This is a genomic window from Polaromonas sp. P1_F8, assembly GCF_056405635.1.
This window is the reverse complement of record NZ_JBFUBS010000011.1, coordinates 18,395-36,683: the sequence shown is the minus strand read 5'-3', so window position 1 is coordinate 36,683 and position 18,289 is coordinate 18,395. Positions and strand designations below refer to the sequence as shown.

Here is an 18,289-nt window from a genome sequence, read left to right as displayed (position 1 = left end):
GTCTATGACGAAGAAGGAAAACTGCTCGGTGAGTACGATGCCAATGGCGTGCCCCAATACGAAACCATCTATATGGGAAGCCCGGTCGGGGTGATCAAGCAGACGGGTACGGCCGTGGCCGGGAACATTGCGGTCAGCCTGTACAACGTGTGGACTGACCAGATCGGTGCACCGAGGGTGATCACGCGAAACACGGACGAAGCGATGGTCTGGCGCTGGGATATGGCCGAGCCCTTTGGGGCGACGGCGCCGGATCAGAACCCGAGCAGCCTGGGGACCTTCAGCTTCAACCAGCGCCTTCCCGGTCAGGTCTTTGATGCCGAGAGTGGGCTGTTCCAGAACTGGCATCGGGAGTACAACCCCTGGCTGGGGCGATATATGCAGTCTGATCCTATTGGGCTTCAGGGTGGCATTAACACCTTTGGCTATGTAGAGGGAAATCCACTTAGCCTTACCGATGCGATGGGGTTGCAAGCAAATGAGCGTGGCCGTGATCGTGAAACTCGGGAACGTCCAGTTCGCGAATGGCCATCTCGGGACTCAACCGATCCTCTTCCGCGCTCTCTTGATCCAAAAGTGAAAACACCCGGTCAGACATTCGATCAGTGCATGAATAGTTGCAAGGCGGAGAAATTTCCGACGTGCTATATCGCAGGATTTGCTGGGGCATGCATTGGTGCTGTTGGCGGCGCCCCAGGCGCCTTGATCGTAGGGACCACTAGCGGTGGGGTTTGCTTCATTCTCATGCAGAATGAATGCGGTAGGATTTGTTCAAGATAGGCCGAAAAATGAAGATCAATTTTCAATGTCCTGTATGTGGTCACCGTGAGCGTGTCGGTGTGTTTGCTGTTGGGTGGAAAAAATTACGACACCGATGTTCTAGTTGCGGTACCGTCGCGATGCACCAATACAAAAAACTTCAAGCAGCGGGCTTACTGCTCATCGGTTGGCTAGCTTGCTGGGGTGTTGCACTTACTGGCTACCTGGCTTTTGAATTGTCGAGTGATGTAACGCTGGTTATCTGTTTTGGTTTGGCGATCTGTTTATTCTTCACCCTGCAGAGTAAAGTCGTTGAAGCCTGTTCCTCTTGGCGCCTAGTCGATGCAGAGGGGGAAAAGTAGAGGCACGTTAGCGTGCGTCTAAGGTAATCCAAGTTTTCATTGAATCTTGGTCCACCCTCTTTGTGAGGAGGGTGTGTTGATTTTCGTCTTTGTTTGATCCATTTTTTCATCGAACGCTGAGCCACTGGCGATGCCATTTTGCGCAGGGCTGGCGATCCACATTTCAGGGTTTTGATGGGGTCAAGCGACTGCAAAAAAGGCGGATCACATCGGCGCGAAACTTAACAGTCACTGGTTGAGCCCTTTTGCACAGGACCGGATCTCCACATTTCAGGATTTTGATAGGGTCAAGCGACTGCGAAAAAGGCGGGTCACATCGACGCGAAACTTAACAGGCTTGCCGCATTCGCACCGCCAAAGCAGTAATCGACATATTGTTGAATTGCGCTGAAGCCTGACCTTTTCCGTCAATCCCTGACTCACATTCGTTGTGAGCAGCGGATACACCGTACGGCGCCCATTCGACGCTGGCCAGATATCCCGGTTCCCTCCATCTCCTGCGGGGGCAATCATCCTCCCTATAAGTTCCCTGTTGCGAGTTGCCTTGCGGGGCGGCTGGTCCGCCGTACAAACATGCCTTGGTACGCCCTAGGGTTTTCACTAGAAAAAAAAGGCTTAATCACGTTGTAATAGTTATTATTCATAACCATAATTGGCTTCCGGAAACACACTTCACATGACCCCAAAATACCTTCATCTCGAAATGCACGGCAATGTCGCCGTGGTCCGCCTGGCGCGCCCTGCCAAACGCAACGCCCTGGGTGACGCCCTGATCCTGGCACTGCGGAACCTGTTCGAAAGCCTTCCTTCCGAAACAAAAGCCGCCGTGCTTTGCGGCGAGGGTGACCACTTCTGCGCGGGCCTTGACCTGAGCGAACTCAAGGAGCGTGACGCCAGCCAGGGCCTGCACCATTCGCGCATGTGGCACGCAGCGCTGGAGCGGGTGCAGTACGGCCCGGTGCCCGTGATCGCGGCCCTGCACGGTGCCGTGGTCGGTGGTGGCCTGGAGCTGGCAAGTGCCTGCCATATCCGGGTTGCCGACGAAAGCGCCTTCTACGCGCTGCCCGAAGGCTCGCGCGGCATCTTTGTCGGTGGTGGCGGTGCGGTGCGCATCCCGCGGCTGATCGGCGCCGCACGGATGACCGACATGATGCTGACCGGCCGTGTCTACAACGCGGTGGACGGTGAGCGCATAGGCATCGCGCAATACCTGGTGCCCGAGGGCCAGGCTTTCGCCAAAGCCCTTGAACTGGCCACTCGCGTGGCAGAAAACGCACCGCTGACCAACTACGCCCTCATGCATGCGTTGCCGCGCATTGCCGAGCAACCGGCAGACCAGGGGTTCTTCACCGAGGCCCTGATGGCCGCAGTGGCGCAAAGCGCACCCGAAGCCAAGAGCCGCGTGAAAGACTTCCTGGACGGCAAGGCCCGCAAGGTCCAGAAGGGCTGACCAGGCCGGGCGGGCAGGCAAAAGAGACATCCAGAAAAGAGACAGCAGACAGAAGACAGAACAGAAGAGACAACCATGAGCGCCCCGAAATTTCGTCCCATGGCCTTTGGCGTGACCCGTGTGGTCCTGCGCGACGGCGTACCCGGCGTGCGCTACCTGCGCGCAGACCAGGCCCTGCAAGCCTTCCCGACCCGTATCACCGACCGCCTGCAGCACTGGGCGCAGACGGTCCCAGGCCGTAGCTTCATGGCGCGGCGCGAAAAACTGGAAGGCGGCAAAACCGGCGACTGGCGGCACATCACTTATGCCGAAGCTTGGGTCTCGGCCCGCAACATCGCGCAGGGGCTGATTGACCGGCGCCTGAGCGCCGAACGCCCGGTGGTCATCCTGTCGGAAAACGACCTGGAGCATGCGTTGCTGGCACTGGGTTGCATGCTGGCCGGCGTGCCTTTTGTGCCGACGTCTCCGCCCTATAGCCTGGTCAGCCAGGACTACGACAAGCTGCGCCACGTGCTCAAGACCGTGACGCCGGGCCTGGTGTTTGCCGCCGACGGCGCGCGCTACGCCAGGGCCATCAGCGCAGCCATCGGCGACGATGTCGAGGTGGTGCTGGCTACCGGGCAGGTCGACGGGCGCGCCACCACGGCATTCGCCGAACTGGCTGCAACGCCGGCCACGGATGCCGTAGACCGCGCGATGCAGGCCACGGGACCGGACACGATCGTGAAATTCCTGTTCACCAGCGGCTCCACCAAGATGCCCAAGGCGGTGATCAATACCCAGCGCATGTGGTGTGCCAACCAGCAGCAAATGGCGCAATCCATGCCGGTGCTGCAGGACGAGCCACCTGTGCTGGTCGACTGGCTGCCCTGGAATCACACCTTCGGCGGCAACCACAACTTCGGCATGGTGGTGTTCCATGGCGGAACGCTCTATATCGACGACGGCAAACCGACCCCGGCGCTGATGCACGAAACCCTGCGCAACCTGCGCGAGATTGCCCCCACGGTGTACTTCAACGTGCCTACCGGCTTTGAGGCCATCGCCAGTGCCATGAAAACGGACGCAGAGCTGCGGCGCAACCTGCTGTCGCGCGTGAAGATGTTTTTTTATGCCGGCGCTGCGCTGGCCCAGCCCGTGTGGGACAGCCTGTACGAGTCCGAGGAAAAGGAAGTGGGCGAGCGCATTGTCATGGCCACCGGCCTGGGCATGACCGAGTCCGGACCGTTTGCCATCTTTGTGACCAACCCCAACGTGAAAGCCGGCGACCTCGGCGTGCCAGCGCCCGGCATTGAGCTCAAGCTGGTGGACACCGATGGCAAGACCGAGGTGCGCTACAAGGGCCCCAACATCACGCCCGGCTACTGGCGCGCACCGCAGGAGACGGCAGCAGCCTTTGACGAAGAAGGCTTCTTTTGTACCGGCGACGCCGTCAAATGGATTGATGAGGGCAACATTCACCTCGGGCTCAAGTTCGACGGGCGCATCGCCGAAGACTTCAAGCTGGCCACGGGCACCTTTGTCAGCGTGGGCCCGCTGCGTGCAAAGATCGTCGCTGCGGGCGCGCCTTACGTGCAGGACGTGGTGCTCACCGGCATCAACCTCAAGGAAGTGGGCGCACTGGTTTTCCCGACACCCGCCGTGCGCACGCTGGCCGGACTGCCGCCCGATGCGCCGCTGCGCCAGGCCGTTGAAAGCCCGCAAGTAGTGGCGCACTTTCAGGAGATGATGAACAAGCTCGCAGAGGGCGCGACCGGCAGCGCCAGCTGCATCCGGCGCCTGCACCTGATGCATGAGCCGCCCTCATTCGACAAGGGTGAAGTCACCGACAAAGGCTCCATCAACCAGCGCGCGGTGCTCACGCACCGTGAAGCTTTGGTGGTAGCCCTGCACGATGACACGGCGCACCCCATCGTCAAACCCGCACCATAAAACCCAACGCACAAGCACCATGCCATCCAAAGGATTTTTCTCCGCTTTCGAAGACGTCTGGATGCTCGACGGCATCCGCACGCCCATGGTCGACTACTGCGGCGCCATTGGCCATATATCTCCTACCGACCTCGGCATCAAGGCGGCACGCGCCGTGCTCCAGCGCTCGGGTGTCAGTGGCAGCGATATCGATTCGGTGATTGCCGGCAACATGGCGCCGGGCGATTTCGAGCAGTTCATGCTGCCCCGCCATATCGGCCTGTATGCCGGGGTGCCCGTGGAGGTGCCGGCCATCATGGTGCAGCGCATCTGCGGCACCGGCTTTGAATTGTTCCGCCAGGCCGGCGAGCAGATCCAGAGCGGAGCCGCCAGCGTGGCGCTGGTCGTCGGCGCCGAGAGCATGACGCGCAACCCGATCGCCGCCTTCGAACACCGCACCGGTTTCAAGCTGGGCGCGCCCGTCGGCTTCAAGGACTTCATGTGGGAGGCCCTGAAGGACTCCGCCGCCGGCATCGACATGATCCAGACCGCGGAAAACCTCGCGAAGAAATACGGCATCACGCGGGAAGCCGTCGATGAATTTGCCTCCAGCTCGTTTGCCAAAGCCGTGGCGGCCCGCGAGGCAGGTTTTCACGCCGGTGAAATTGTGCCGGTGGTCACGGAAGAATTTGAACTCCCCGGTTACGCCACGCGCGGCATACGCCTGCAGGGCAAAGTCACGGAAGTCGCACAGGACACCCACGCACGCTTGTCTCCTGTCGAGGTCCTGGCCAAACTCCGGGTGGTTCACGCCGGCGGGGTACAGACCGGTGGCAACAGTGCAGCGCTGGTGGATGCGGCAGCGGCGGCCGTGGTGGCATCGGGTGAATACGCGAAAGTGCATGGAAAAAAACCGCTGGCACGCGTGGTGGCTGCCGCGGTGGTGGGTGTGCCACCCGAAATCATGGGCATAGGCCCCGCGCCGGCGATTCGCCTGCTGCTGGAGCGCTGCGGCCTGAAGCTGGACCAGATCGGCCGCTTCGAGATCAACGAAGCCCAGGGCGCGCAGACGCTGGCAGTGGCGCGTGAACTGAACCTCGATCTGCGCAAGCTCAATGTCAATGGCGGCGCCATCGCGATGGGTCACCCGCTGGCGGTGACCGGGGTCCGCCTGACGGTCACCGTCGCGCGTGAAATGCAGCGCGCGGGTGTGCGTTACGGCATTGCATCCGCATGCGTGGGTGGCGGGCAGGGCATTGCCCTGTTGCTTGAAAACCCCGAAGGGGCCGAAACTTCTTGAACAAATAGTGGCTGCAGCGCACAGCGGACGGGCGCAAGCAGCTATAAAAATAATAGCAACCGATCTGGAGAGAAGGCATGAAGATTGAAGGACTTGCGGCGCTGGTAACGGGAGGCGGCTCAGGGCTGGGCGAAGCCACTGCCCGCGAGCTGGCACGCTTGGGCGCCAGGGTTGCCGTGCTGGACGTGAATCTCGCCGGTGCGGAAAAAGTCGCGGCCGACATTTGCGCCACGCACGGGAGCGGTGCCGCAGTGGCGTGCCAGTGCGACATCACCGACAGCGCCAGCCTGGCGGCCGCGCTGGAAAAAGCCGCAGCTGCGCATGGCCCGGCCCGCATCCTGATGAACGTTGCCGGCATCGGCTCGGCCAAGCGCGTGGTGGCCAAAGACGGCAGCCCTGCGCCGCTCGAAGACTTTGCCAAAGTCGTCACCATCAACCTGGTGGGCACCTACAACGCCAGCCGCCTGTTTGCGGCCGCCTGCGCCAAACTGCCCGCGCTGGAAGACGGCCAGCGCGGCGTCATGATGTTCACGGCCTCGGTGGCGGCATTTGACGGCCAGGTAGGCCAGCAGGCTTACAGCGCCTCCAAGGGCGGCCTGGTCGGCATGACGCTGCCGATGGCGCGCGACCTGGCGCAACACGGCATCCGCGTCTGCACGGTGGCGCCGGGCCTGTTCGCGACGCCGCTGATGCAGCAGCTGCCCGAAGCGGTGCAGGCTTCGCTGGCCGCCAGCATTCCTTTTCCGCAGCGCCTGGGCAAGCCCGAGGAGTTTGCCCAGCTGGCCGCGCACATCGTGGCCAACGACCATCTCAACGGCGAAGTCATCCGGCTGGATGGCGCATTGCGCATGGCGCCAAGGTGAACAGCATGAGCAAGACCGTTGTTTACGAAGTTTCCGTTGCGTTTGGCGACTGCGACCCCGCAGGGATCGTGTTTTTCCCCAATTTCTCGCGGTGGATGGACGCCTCGTCGCTGAACTTTTTTGTCAAGTGCGGCGTGCCAACCTGGCGTGAGCTTGTCAAGACCACCGGCATCATCGGCACGCCGCTGCTCGAGATCAATACCCGGTTCAGCCAGCCCGCCGTCTATGGCGAGACGCTGCAGATTCACACCAGCATTGAGGAGTGGCGCGACAAGGTATTCATCCAGAAGCATGTGATCAAACGCGGTGACGACCTGATCTGCGAAGGCCGTGAAACCCGCGCCTTCTGCATCCGCCGTCCGGAGAATCCTGAGCGCATCAAGGCCATTGCCGTGCCGCAAGACATTCGGGCCCTGTGCAGCTGACGCTTCGGGCGTTCCGCTTTTGTTTCCGTCTTTCAGTTTTTGATTTCGGTTTTGCTTTTTCGACCCGTTGGACATCATTAAAAAAGGAGACATTTCATGCAAACACGCCGTCATTTTGTGCAGGCAGCCGCAACGCTCACCGCAGCCGCCGGCTTCGCCCCGTTCTCTGCCCATGCGAGCCCGCTGGAGCAGGTCAAGATCATTTACGGATTCCCCGCCGGCAGTGCGGGCGACATCTGCGCGCGCCGCGTCGGCGACAAAATGGGCGGCACCGCCTATTCCAAGAACAACGCCATCGTGGACACCAAGGCCGGCGCCGGCGGCCGCATCGCGCTGGAGACGCTGAAGATGGCACCCACGGACGGCTCCGTCATTGCCATGACGCCGTTTTCCTGCATGTCGCTGTATCCCCACATCTACAAAAAGCTGGCCTATGACCCGTTCGCCGATTTTGTGTCCGTGGGCACCGCGTCCATGATTCACCATGGATTGGCGGTCGGGCCGCTGGTGCCCGCTTCCGTGAAGACCGTTCAGGACTTCCTGGTGTGGGCCAGGGCCAATCCGAAGGATGCGAGTTATGGCTCGCCCGCTGCGGGATCAACCCCCCACTTTCTGGGCGCCTTGCTGGGCCTGAACAACCAGGTGGAACTCAAACATGTGCCCTACCGCGGTTCCGTGCCCGGCGTGACCGATGTGGTGGGCGGCCAGCTTGCGGCCATGTTCACGCCGCACGGCGACTTCATCCCCAATCACAAGGCCGGCAAGCTGCGCATCCTGGCAACGTCCGGAAAGCAGCGCTCACCCTTTGTGCCCGAAGTACCGACCTTCGCCGAACAGGGCTTTGCCGACCTGACCGTGGAGGAGTGGTTCGGTTTTTGTGCCCCCGCCAAAACGCCGGCCAGTGTGGTTGCCGCCGCCAACGCCGCCATCAACGCCGCCATCAAGGACAAATCCGTCATCGACTCGCTGACGGTGGTGGGCCTGATTCCCTACGGCGGCACGGCGGAGGACATGGCGACCAGCCAGAAGCGCGAACTCGACCGCTGGGGCCCGCTGATCAAGAAAATCGGCTTTACCGCCGAGTCCTGATCAGAACGCGGTGCCGACGACTGATGCCGGGCGCCCTGAGGCCTCATCATGGATCGGCACCGCTTGGCATAATCGGGGCTGGACTGGCCGCATGCCGTGCGGCGGTCCGTATTGCCCGATGACGAAAGCTTCCTGACCACCTATGCCAGCGTCCCTCAAACCAGCGCCCGCTGTCGAAGAAGTCGATACCTCCTACCTTGAAACACTGATTGGCTACAACGCCACGCGTGCTTCGCTCAAGGTCATTGAACTGTTCATGAAACGCATGGCGGTGTATGACCTGCGACACGTGGATTTTTCCATCCTGTCGCTGATCACGCACAACCCGGGCATCACTTCGCGCCAGCTGTGCAGTGCGCTGAGCATCTTGCCGCCCAACCTGGTCGGGAAAATCGGCACGCTGGAAAAGCGCGAGCTCGTTCACCGCAAGCCGCACCCGCAGGACGGCCGCGCTGTGGGCCTGTATCTCACCGAGGCAGGCGAGGCGCTGATGCGGGAGGCTGAGCGCACCGCCACCAGCCTCGAATCAGATGCCACCGAGCGGCTGAGCGCGGCGGAAAAAAAGACGCTGGTGCGGCTTCTGCAAAAAATCTATCTTTGATCTGTTTCGAAGGGGCGGTTCAGCCGGAGGCTTGCGGGCAGCTTCGGCACGGCGCTTCCTTCAAATTCCGGCCTGAATCCACCCGGCGGCCTTTTCCGCAATCATGAGCGTGGGCGAGTTGGTGTTGCCGCTGGTGATCAGCGGCATCACACCGGCATCCACCACGCGCAGGCCGCGAACCCCGCGCACCCGAAGGTGCGAGTCCACTACCGCCATGGGGTCGTCTTCCTTGCCCATTTTGGTCGTGCCCACCGGGTGGAAGATGGTGGTGGCAATGTCGCCCGCCAGCCGCGTGAGTTCTTCGTCCGTCTGGAACTGCACGCCGGGTTTGAATTCTTCGGGCTTGTATTTGGCCAGCGCGCCCTGGCTGACGATCTTTCGGGTCACGCGCAGGGAGTCGGCTGCCACCTGCCGGTCTTCGGCCGTGCTCAGGTAGTTGGGTGAAATCGCCGGTGCATCCTCAAAGCGGTTGCTCTTGATGTGCACGGTGCCGCGGCTGGTCGGGTTGAGGTTGCATACGCTGGCGGTGAAAGCGTTGAAGCTGTGCAGCGGCTCGCCGAAAGCGTCCAGCGACAGCGGTTGCACGTGGTATTCGATGTTGGGGTAGGGCTGGTCGGGCGATGAGCGCGTGAAGGCGCCCAACTGCGACGGCGCCATGCTCATCGGGCCGGTCTGCTTCAACGCGTACTCCAGGCCGATGCGGGCCTTGCCCCATAACGTGTTGGCCATGGTGTTGAGCGAAAGCCCCCAGCGCTGGTCGCCGTGCACCTTGTAGACCGAGCGGATCTGCAAGTGGTCCTGCAGGTTGGCGCCCACGCCCGGCAGGTCCTGCAGCACCGGAATGCCGTGCTGTTGCAGCAGGGTGGCCGGGCCAATGCCTGAAAGCTGCAGGATTTGCGGCGAGCCGATGCTGCCTGCGCACAAAATGACCTCTCCCATATGCCCCGAGTCGCGTGTTGAATGCGCCGTCACCCGCTCGTCGCCGGCCCACACTTCCACGCCGGTGCAGCGCTGGCTGCCGTCGGCCTGCGTTTCAACCACGAGCTTGCACACCTGGGCGTTGTTCCACAATTCGAAATTGGGCCGGGCATAACAGGCGGGACGCAAAAATGCTTTGGCGGTGTTCCAGCGCCAGCCTTTTTTCTGGTTGACCTCGAAGTAGCCCACACCCTCGTTGTCGCCGCGGTTGAAGTCGGAAGTCGCCGGGATCCCGGCCTGCTGCGCCGCTTCGGCAAACGCATCGAGGATGTCCCAGCGCAGGCGCTGTTTCTCTACACGCCATTCGCCGCCCGAATTATGATGGCGCAGCAGCTTCTGGTAGGGTTGGCTCTTGTCCTGCATCAGTTCGGGCGCCACGCCGCGAGCGCCGTGCATCGCGTCGGCGCCCTTGTGGTGGTCTTCGTGCAGTTTGAAATGCGGCAACGCGTTGTCCCATCGCCAGGCCATGTCGCCCGTCAGCTGGGCCCACTGGTCATAGTCGCGCGCCTGGCCGCGCATGTAGATCATGCCGTTGATGCTGGAGCAGCCGCCCAGCGTCTTGCCGCGCGGATAGCGCAGTGCCCGCCCGTTGAGGCCGGCGTCCGGCTCGGTGTTGTAGAGCCAGTCGGTGCGCGGGTTGCCGATGCAATGCAGGTAGCCCACCGGGATGTGGATCCAGTGGTAGTCGTCCTTGCGGCCGGCCTCAATGAGCAGCACGCGCTTGGACGCATCGGCGCTCAGCCGGTTGGCCATCAGGCAGCCTGCCGTGCCTGCGCCGACGATGATGTAGTCAAAAACCTGGCTGTCGTCTTGCATGGATATTTTGTCTCTTGGCTTTCAGCCGTGTGTTTTTGAGGGGACGGGTGGCTGTGCTGTTTTGGCAGTGCTCCTGCGCCGCAGGTTCACATCCTGCCATCCCAGCCTAACGCGAGGCTGACCGCGCGGCAGTGGTTCGATTGTGGCAAAAACGGCGCTATCCCTGCGGCGGGGATTACCCGCTGGCTTTTCCTTCCGGCACGGGGTCCCGGCGGGTTGTAGGACCAAGGCGATAGCGCGTTTTTGGGCTGTGTATTTGTGTTTCCTGCAGTTACCATGACTGTTTTGCAAACCGGGCGCCGCCCGTCATTGCAGACTGCCGGCAAGCGCCGGGCACCACCGGACGCCTTTACCGAATGCATATGGAAGAAGCCACGCCCCGCATCGAACAGCAGGACACGCCGCAAGGCCGGCTGTTTGTCGTTCGCGGTGCATGGACGGCAGCCGGCCTCACGGCCCAGGAAGTCTGGCAAGGTTTGACGGCGCAACTGCAAGCCCTGCAGGGCGACGCAGCTCAATCCGCCGGCTGGAACCTCGAGCCGCTCGAAAAACTCGACCACCTGGGGGCGCAGGTACTGTGGAACCATTGGGGCCGCAACTGGCCTGCGCAACTGCAGGTGCATGCGAGCCAGCGCGCGGTGCTGGAAACCGTCGCCAAGTTCAGTGCGGATCCGCCCAAACCCCGCAAGCCCGACTGGACCGAGCCCTTCATCCTGCTGGGTACACGGGTGCTGCGTCTGCTGGACCACCTCAAGGGACTGGTCCGCCTGATCGGCCAGCTGCTGCTCGACATCATCCGGCTTTTCAGGCACCCGCAGGAAGGTCCCTGGCGCGACCTGTCGGGCCACCTGTTTCATATCGGCGCCACCGCCTTGCCCATCACCGCACTGGTGGGGTTTTTGATTGGCGTGGTGCTGGCTTACCTGATTTCGCAGCAGTTGCGCCAGTTCGGCGCCGACGCCTTCATCGTGAACATCCTGGGCATCTCGCTGATCCGCGAACTCGGGCCGGTGCTGGCCGCCATCCTGATCGCCGGGCGCAGCGGTTCGGCCATCACTGCGCAGATCGGTGTCATGCGGGTCACCGAAGAGCTCGACGCCATGCGCGTCATGGGCATCGCGCGGGGCTTTCGCCTGGTCATGCCGCGCGCGCTGGCGCTGGCCGTGGTGATGCCGCTCATCAGCGTGTGGACCACCATCGCGGCGTTGCTGGGCGGCATGCTGGCCGCTGACATTTCCATGGACGTCACGCCGTCCTACTTCATCAATTCGCTGCCGGCCGCGGTGGACGTGGCCAATCTCACGCTGGCCACGGCCAAATCCGTTGTGTTCGGGGTGTTGATTGCGCTGGTCGGCTGCCACTACGGCCTGCGTGTCAAACCCAACACCGAAAGCCTGGGGCAGGGCACCACGGCGTCAGTTGTGACGTCGATCACGGTGGTAATTCTTGTTGACGCATTGTTCGCCGTATTGTTCAAGAGTGTGGGCATATGAACAGGGCCCCCACGTTCGCCCACTGCGTGTGGCTCTCTGCCCCCCAAGGGGGCGCATTTTCCTTGGGGCGGCCCGGCGGAAAATTGCACACGTCAAAACACCTTCGGCGTTTTCCCAATGACTGATTCCATCGTCGATATCAAAAAACTCTGGACCGTGTTCCAGAACGGCGACAAAAAAGCCGTGGTGCACAAGGACCTGGACCTCACGGTGGAGCGGGGCGAGGTGTTGTCTCTGGTGGGCGGGTCGGGCACCGGCAAAACAGTGCTGCTGCGCCAGATACTCGGGCTGGAGAAACCCACCCAGGGCGAGATCACTGTGCTGGGCCGGCCGGCCGCCGAACTCGGCAAGCGGGGAGCGGCCAGCCGTGTCGGCATGCTGTTCCAGCAGGGTGCGCTGTTTTCGGCCTTCACCGTGCTTGAGAACATCGCCTTCCCGTTGCGTGAGCTCAAGACCCTGCCGCGCGCACTGGTCTATGAGGCGGCCATGGTCAAGCTGCAAATGGTGGGCCTGGGCCCCGACGCGGCCGACAAGATGCCGAGCGATCTGTCCGGCGGCATGGTCAAGCGCGTGGCCCTGGCGCGTGCGCTCATCATGGACCCGCCGCTGCTGCTGCTCGACGAGCCCACTGCGGGCCTGGACCCGGAAAGCTCCGACAGCTTCGTCTCGCTGCTGCGCTCGCTGCACCGCGACATGGAGCTCACGGTGGTGATGGTGACGCACGACCTGGACACGCTCTTTGAGCTCAGCACGCGCATCGCCGTGCTGGCCGAACAAAAAGTCATCGTTAACGATGTGCCCAAGGAAGTGGTGGCGTTTCCGCACCCCTTCATTCACGAATTTTTCCTTGGCGAAAGGGGTCAGCGCGCGATGGAATTGCTGCGCGAATACCCCTTTACTGTTTAGAAAGGCTTCGATATGGAAAACAAAGCCCATGCCATGGCCGCCGGCGCATTTGTACTGGTGGTGACCGCCCTGCTGGCCCTGCTGGCGATCTGGCTGACGCGCGACAACACCCAGCGCGACCTTTACGACATGAGCACCAGCGAAACTGTTTCGGGCCTGCAGCCGCAGGCCACGGTGCGGTTTCGCGGCGTGCCGGTCGGCAAGGTCGAGGTCATCGGGTTTGACACCAAGGTCAAGGGCAATGTGCTGATCCGTGTCTCGATCGACCGCACCGCGCCGGTCACCAAATCCACTTTTGCCACAGTGGCATCGCAAGGTGTCACGGGGCTGGGTTTCATCCAGCTCGACGATGACGGAAAGTCCGCCGAGCGGCTGGTGGTGAACGACGACGACCCGCCGCGCATTCCGCTCAAACCAGGTGGGCTGGACAAGCTGCTCAAGCAAAGCGAGGTGATCTTCAACCAGGTCGAAGAAGCCAGCACGCGTTTGAACAAACTGCTGTCCGACGAGAACCAGGCGGCAGTGACTTCCGCCATCACGCAACTCGGCGAAGCTGCCAGCGGCATCAACCGTGTGGCCAAAGGCCTTGAGCCTACGGTGGCGAGCCTGCCGGGCCTGTCGCGCGATGCCACGGCTACGCTGAAATCCGTCAGGACGGCTGCCGACGACGTCAGCGCTACCGCCACGCGCCTGAGTGAAAAGGGCGGGCCGCTCGACAAACTGTCCGAGGGCGGCGCCGCGCTGGCCTCGGGGGTGGAGACCTTCAGCGCCGGCACCTTGCCCAAGCTGGGCGAAGTGGCTGACGAAACCGCCCGCGCGATGCGCCAGTTGCGCCGCACCGTCAGCGCGGTGGACGACAACCCGCAGTCACTGATTTTCGGCAACGGTCCACCGGTGCCCGGTCCGGGCGAGCCCGGTTTTTCTGCCAACGGAGAGAAAAAATGACATTCGATTTTCTCGCAATCTGCCCATCTGCTATGAATTTAATAGCTGCTCGCGCTTATTTGGAAAGGGCTGCCGGCATTTTTTCATTGATATTCATGGCGCTGGCGGTCAGCGGCTGCTCGGGCCTGCCCGACAAGCCCACGCGGGCCACCATGTATGACTTCGGCCCCGGCCTCCTGGCTGTTCAGCCCAGCACGCGGCGGGCGCCGTTGCCGCCGCTGGCGCTCGACGACATCTCCACCTCTGGCGGCGCGCTCGACAACATGGCAGTGCTGTATCGCCTGGCGTATACCGACGCGCAGCAGCTGCGGCCGTACTCGCAGGCGCGATGGAGCATGCCGCCCGCGCAGCTGGTGCGCCAGCGCCTGCGCGAGCAGCTTGGGCAGCGCCGCGCCGTGTTCAGCGCCGGTTCCAGCGTGGCACTCAACCGCAGCCAGAACGCGGTGCTGCCGCTGCTGCTGCGCCTGGACCTTGAAGAGTTCAGCCACCTGTTTACAGCGCCCAACGTCAGCGTCGGCCTGATCCGCCTGCGCGCCACGCTGGTCGAGGTGACGCCCGCGGGCGAAAAGCTGGTCGGCCAGCGCAATGTCATCGTGCAGCGTCCTGCGCCCAGCAACGACGCTCCCGGCGGCGTCCGGGCCCTCACAGCAGCCACCGACGCCGCCATCGAGGAACTGGACCAATGGCTGCAGCAAACCCCTGCGCGCTGAAACGCCTTGCGCCATGAAAACGCTGGAAGAACAACTGGATGCCGCCGGGCTGCATGTGTTCGGCTGCTGTGAGCAGCTGAGCGCTTACGGACCCGACCTGCTGCAGAATTCGCAGCTGCTGCAGGACTTCACGCCGGCCGAAGCCGACATCCTGGGAGCGACCATGCTGCTGGTCCGCGCCGAGCCAGGGCAGGTGATGATCCGCGAAGGCGAGGCCGGCGACTGGATGATGCTGATCCTCAAGGGCACGGTCGATGTCACCAAACGCCTGGAATCAGCCGCCGAAGCGGCGCAGGCCGAAGCCGGCGCAGAACCGGTCGTCTCGCGCGTGGCCGTGGTGCGCAGCGGCGCGGCAATAGGCGACATGTCCATGCTCGACAGCGAGCCGCGCTATGCCACCTGCACCGCCATAGAACCCGTCGAGGCCGGCGTCTGGGGCCGCCATGAAATTGCCTTGCTGATTCGCGACCACCCCGGCGTGGGCGCCAAGCTGCTGGTCAAGATCACACAAATGATGGCCCAGCGCCTGCGCAACACCAGCAACCAGCTGGTGAAACTCCTCAGGAAGAAATAGAACCACCCCCGTCCGGGCTCACTTCGTGTAGCCCGTTCCCCCCTCGAGGGGGCGGCGCCTGGGGCCGGCGAAGCCGGACCCTCGGCCCCCACTGGTGGAATATTCCCACTGAATACGCCCTGAATCTTCAACCCAGCATGAGCCGCGGAACCGGCTTTGCCGGGCCGCAGGCGAGCGGCCCCCTCGGGGGGCAAGGAGTTACACGAAGTGAACGACTGTGGGGGCTTCACACAGACTTCACATAAGCGGCCCGCAGCTCATCCTGCCCTCACACAGGATTTGCACACTTCCCTTCGTTGTTCAAACGAAAGGAATTCATGAAACAAAAATTCTTCGCGCTGGCCCTGGTGGTGGTTTTGCTGGTCCTCGCGCTGTTCCAGATCAGCGGCGTGGTGCGCGACCGCCAGACCTACCGCCAGATCGCCATCCAGAGCGTGGCCCAGAGCCTGGCCGGCCCGCAGACGCTCACCGGCCCGCTCATCCACCGGGCCTGCACCGAGGAGTGGGACGTCAAGTATGAGGACAAGAAAGTGCAAACCGAGCGGCGCGAGTTCACACTGGTGGCCGCACCGGCTTCGCTGACCGTCAAGGGCGGCAGCAAACTCGAGGCGCGCGCCCGCGGCCTGCATGCGACGCAGGCCTTTAATCTCAAGGCCGACATCGTGGCCGAATGGACCGACACCGCAGCGCTCAAGCCCGTGGCCGAACACGCCGGCTCACGCATGAACTGCGGCCAGCCGCTCTTGATGATGGCGGTGTCCGACTCGCGCGGCATACGCCATGCCAGCGTCAAGATCGGCGAGCAGGTGCTGGCGCTCAAGCCCGGCACCTTCTACGGCAGCTACCCGCGCGGCGTGCATGCGCCGCTGTCCATGGCCATGATGGGCATGGCGCCGCTGCAGGCGCAGCTGGCACTGGAACTGGTCGGCACTGAAAGCATTTCAGTCGTGCCGCTGGGCGGCGACACCCGGGTGCAGCTCACGTCCAACTGGCCGCACCCGAGTTTTGGCGGGCAGTTTCTCCCGGTGGACCGCAAAGTGACGGACCAGGGTTTTGAAGCCAGCTGGCGTGTCAGCTCGCTGGCCAGCACGGCGCAGCAGGAGGTGACACAGCCCGACCCGGGCAAGCGCAAGAGCGTTTGCCCGCCTTACAGCGATGGTTCGGCCACCAACTCCTGCGTGGAGGCCTTCAGCGTGACCTTTGTCGACCCCTCCAACACCTATGCGCTCAGCGACCGGGCTACCAAATACGGCCTGCTGTTCATCGGCCTGACTTTTTTGGCCGTGGGGCTGTTTGAATTCATGAAGTCACTGCGCGTGCACCCGATCCAGTACCTGCTGGTGGGTGCTGCCATGAGCATGTTCTTCCTGTTGCTTGTGAGCCTCTCGGAGCACATGCCCTTTGAAACTGCTTATGCGATTGCCGCCGCCGCCTGCGTGCTGCTGCTGACCTATTACGCCAGCCACATGCTGGGCCGCTGGTCGCGCGGCCTGCCTTTTGGCCTGGGCATCGCCACGCTGTACGGCATGTTGTTTGTGCTGCTGCGGATGGAGCAAACAGCCTTGCTGCTGGGTGCAGTGGCCTTGTTCGCCGTGCTCGCGGCCATCATGATGCTGACGCGGCAGGTGGATTGGTATGCACGGTTCAAACAGGTTGAAGCGGTCAAGCCTGAACCGGCAAAGGTGGCCGCGTGATGCGCGCGCCGCGGCTAGAAATGCAGCTCGACCCGCAGCCCGGGCTGCGTGTTGCGAACCACCATGCGCCCGCCGTGCAGCAGCATGATCTGCCGCACGATGGCCAGCCCCAGGCCCGAGCCTTTGGTGTGTCCGTCGGGCCGCACGGTCGAGAAAAAGCGCTCACCCAGGCGGGGCAGGGCGTAGTCCGCCACGCCGGGCCCGGCATCTTGCACGGCGATGAAGTCTGGCCCCGCTTCCAGGGTGATCGCAGAGCCCTCGGGTGCGAACGAGCGCGCGTTTTCCAGCAGGTTGCTCAGCGCCAGGCCCAGGAGGCCGGGCTCCGCATGCACGCCGGCATGTTCCGGACGGATTACGACTTTGATCGCATGCTGGGTCCGGCCGGCGCCGGTCTCCAGCTCAAAAGACTGGAGGAAGCCGGCCCACGCAAGGCGCTCGCGCTCTACCTGTGCATGGCGCTGCTCCAGCTTCGTCAGCTCGAGCATGCGGTCCACCAGCGCCTGCATGCGGCCGGACTGGGCCAGTACCTGCCCGGAAAACTCGCGGCGCGCGTGTTCGGGAAGCTCGTCCTGCAAGAGCTCGCCTGCGCTGCGGATCGCGGCGAGCGGGCTCTTGAGCTCATGGGTCAGGGCGCGCACGTAATCTTCTATGTACTCGTGGCCCTCCAGCTTCAGGCGCATGGCATCGACTGCCATGGCCAGATCGCCAAGCTCGCCCGGTATCTGCGGAACCGCGGGTTTCTCGCCCTGGCCGACGGCGTTGGCATAGCGGCGCAGCTTGCGAATGCTCCACACCACCCACAGCGTCACGACCACACCGATGGCCAGCGACAACACCAGCAACAGCAGGCCGCTTAGAAAAATCTTCCGTTCGGCCCGGTCGATGAAGGCCTGGATGGTGGACATCGGTTTGGCGACGGTCAGCACGCCGATGATTTTGCCGTCCTGCTGCACCGGCGCGGCGACGTACATCACGGAGCTGCGATCGTCCTGCTGCACTTCACGGGTGGCGCGCGCGCCGTACTCGCCGCGCAGCGTGCGGGCCACATCGCGCCAGCGCGAATAGTCCTGGCCGGTCGCCGCGTTCTCCGAGTCAAACACCACCTTGCCGGCGGCGTCGGTCACGTACACCCGGAAGTCCAGCGATTGCTTGGCCAGGCCCCAGATCTGCGCGTCAATCGGCCGCTGCGCATAGTTGCGCACGTGGCCGGCGAAGCGCCCGTTGGCGATGGCGCCGGCCGACAGGTCGTCGCTGGCGAGCTCGGCCAGGATGTTGGCTGTGTCCACCATCATGTCTTCCATGACCTCGCGCACGCTGGGCTTGACCTCGGCCATGAAGACGCGCAGTACAAAAAAAGCCGCAAGGCCCGTGACCAGAAAAAAACCGAACAGCAGGCGTATGCCCAGGCGCATG

At 63.0% G+C, this 18,289-nt stretch carries 17 protein-coding genes; 15 read left to right on the top strand and 2 right to left on the bottom strand.

Translation table 11 applies throughout. The features are described 5' to 3' along the window. The 9 genes from AC1D1J_RS22465 to AC1D1J_RS22425 all read left to right on the top strand — a co-directional run. Positions 1-780, top strand: a 780-nt coding sequence (locus tag AC1D1J_RS22465; protein ID WP_477695910.1) for an RHS repeat domain-containing protein, incomplete at its 5' end; no start/stop codon positions are given. Between the two features lie 8 nt (positions 781-788). Further along, positions 789-1,121, top strand: a complete 333-nt coding sequence (locus tag AC1D1J_RS22460) for a hypothetical protein (protein ID WP_477695909.1) — start codon at positions 789-791, stop codon at positions 1,119-1,121. A 676-nt stretch (positions 1,122-1,797) separates the two neighbouring features. Then, positions 1,798-2,571: a crotonase/enoyl-CoA hydratase family protein gene (locus AC1D1J_RS22455; RefSeq protein ID WP_477670249.1), complete on the top strand. Its 774-nt coding sequence runs from the start codon at positions 1,798-1,800 to the stop codon at positions 2,569-2,571. 75 nt (positions 2,572-2,646) lie between these two features. Beyond that, positions 2,647-4,503, top strand: a complete 1,857-nt coding sequence (locus AC1D1J_RS22450; RefSeq protein ID WP_477695908.1) for a feruloyl-CoA synthase — start codon at positions 2,647-2,649, stop codon at positions 4,501-4,503. Positions 4,504-4,522: 19 nt separating this feature from the next. Next, entirely contained in the window at positions 4,523-5,782 is a 1,260-nt protein-coding gene (locus AC1D1J_RS22445; RefSeq protein WP_477695907.1) for a thiolase family protein, read from the top strand. Positions 5,783-5,859: 77 nt separating this feature from the next. Continuing rightward, positions 5,860-6,645, top strand: a complete 786-nt coding sequence (locus tag AC1D1J_RS22440; protein ID WP_477695906.1) for an SDR family NAD(P)-dependent oxidoreductase — start codon at positions 5,860-5,862, stop codon at positions 6,643-6,645. A 5-nt stretch (positions 6,646-6,650) separates the two neighbouring features. After that, on the top strand, positions 6,651-7,070 hold the full coding sequence (locus tag AC1D1J_RS22435; protein WP_457281693.1) for an acyl-CoA thioesterase: 420 nt from the start codon (positions 6,651-6,653) through the stop codon (positions 7,068-7,070). A 96-nt stretch (positions 7,071-7,166) separates the two neighbouring features. Then, on the top strand, positions 7,167-8,159 hold the full coding sequence (locus AC1D1J_RS22430; protein WP_477687771.1) for a Bug family tripartite tricarboxylate transporter substrate binding protein: 993 nt from the start codon (positions 7,167-7,169) through the stop codon (positions 8,157-8,159). A gap of 142 nt (positions 8,160-8,301) precedes the next feature. After that, entirely contained in the window at positions 8,302-8,760 is a 459-nt protein-coding gene (locus AC1D1J_RS22425; RefSeq protein ID WP_457281691.1) for a MarR family winged helix-turn-helix transcriptional regulator, read from the top strand. A gap of 60 nt (positions 8,761-8,820) precedes the next feature. On the opposite strand, the gene AC1D1J_RS22420 is transcribed toward AC1D1J_RS22425, so the two are convergent. Next, positions 8,821-10,554, bottom strand: a complete 1,734-nt coding sequence (locus tag AC1D1J_RS22420) for a GMC family oxidoreductase (RefSeq protein WP_477695905.1) — start codon at positions 10,552-10,554, stop codon at positions 8,821-8,823. 356 nt (positions 10,555-10,910) lie between these two features. Between AC1D1J_RS22420 and AC1D1J_RS22415 the strand changes: the two genes are divergently transcribed. The 6 genes from AC1D1J_RS22415 to creD all read left to right on the top strand — a co-directional run bounded on the left by AC1D1J_RS22415 (position 10,911) and on the right by creD (position 16,876). Then, the gene (locus AC1D1J_RS22415) at positions 10,911-12,047 is read left to right on the top strand and encodes an MlaE family ABC transporter permease (RefSeq protein ID WP_477695904.1); all 1,137 of its coding nucleotides are present in this window, start codon (positions 10,911-10,913) and stop codon (positions 12,045-12,047) included. Positions 12,048-12,164: 117 nt separating this feature from the next. Continuing rightward, the gene (locus AC1D1J_RS22410) at positions 12,165-12,953 is read left to right on the top strand and encodes an ABC transporter ATP-binding protein (protein ID WP_477687774.1); all 789 of its coding nucleotides are present in this window, start codon (positions 12,165-12,167) and stop codon (positions 12,951-12,953) included. Positions 12,954-12,965: 12 nt separating this feature from the next. Further along, on the top strand, positions 12,966-13,898 hold the full coding sequence (locus AC1D1J_RS22405) for an MlaD family protein (protein ID WP_457281687.1): 933 nt from the start codon (positions 12,966-12,968) through the stop codon (positions 13,896-13,898). Further along, positions 13,895-14,608 (top strand): ABC-type transport auxiliary lipoprotein family protein, encoded by a 714-nt coding sequence (locus AC1D1J_RS22400; protein WP_477695903.1) that lies wholly within the window; start codon positions 13,895-13,897, stop codon positions 14,606-14,608. The genes AC1D1J_RS22405 and AC1D1J_RS22400 overlap by 4 nt, the downstream gene beginning before the upstream one ends. Before the next feature lie 13 nt (positions 14,609-14,621). Further along, on the top strand, positions 14,622-15,182 hold the full coding sequence (locus tag AC1D1J_RS22395) for a Crp/Fnr family transcriptional regulator (RefSeq protein WP_477687777.1): 561 nt from the start codon (positions 14,622-14,624) through the stop codon (positions 15,180-15,182). Between the two features lie 317 nt (positions 15,183-15,499). After that, positions 15,500-16,876 (top strand): cell envelope integrity protein CreD, encoded by a 1,377-nt coding sequence (gene creD, locus AC1D1J_RS22390; RefSeq protein ID WP_477695902.1) that lies wholly within the window; start codon positions 15,500-15,502, stop codon positions 16,874-16,876. Between the two features lie 14 nt (positions 16,877-16,890). Here creD and creC read toward each other — a convergent pair whose 3' ends face one another. Next, positions 16,891-18,288 carry a two-component system sensor histidine kinase CreC gene (gene creC / locus AC1D1J_RS22385; RefSeq protein WP_477687779.1) on the bottom strand — a complete coding sequence of 466 codons (1,398 nt, stop codon included), beginning with the start codon at positions 18,286-18,288 and terminating at the stop codon, positions 16,891-16,893. Position 18,289: the final 1 nt, after the last annotated feature.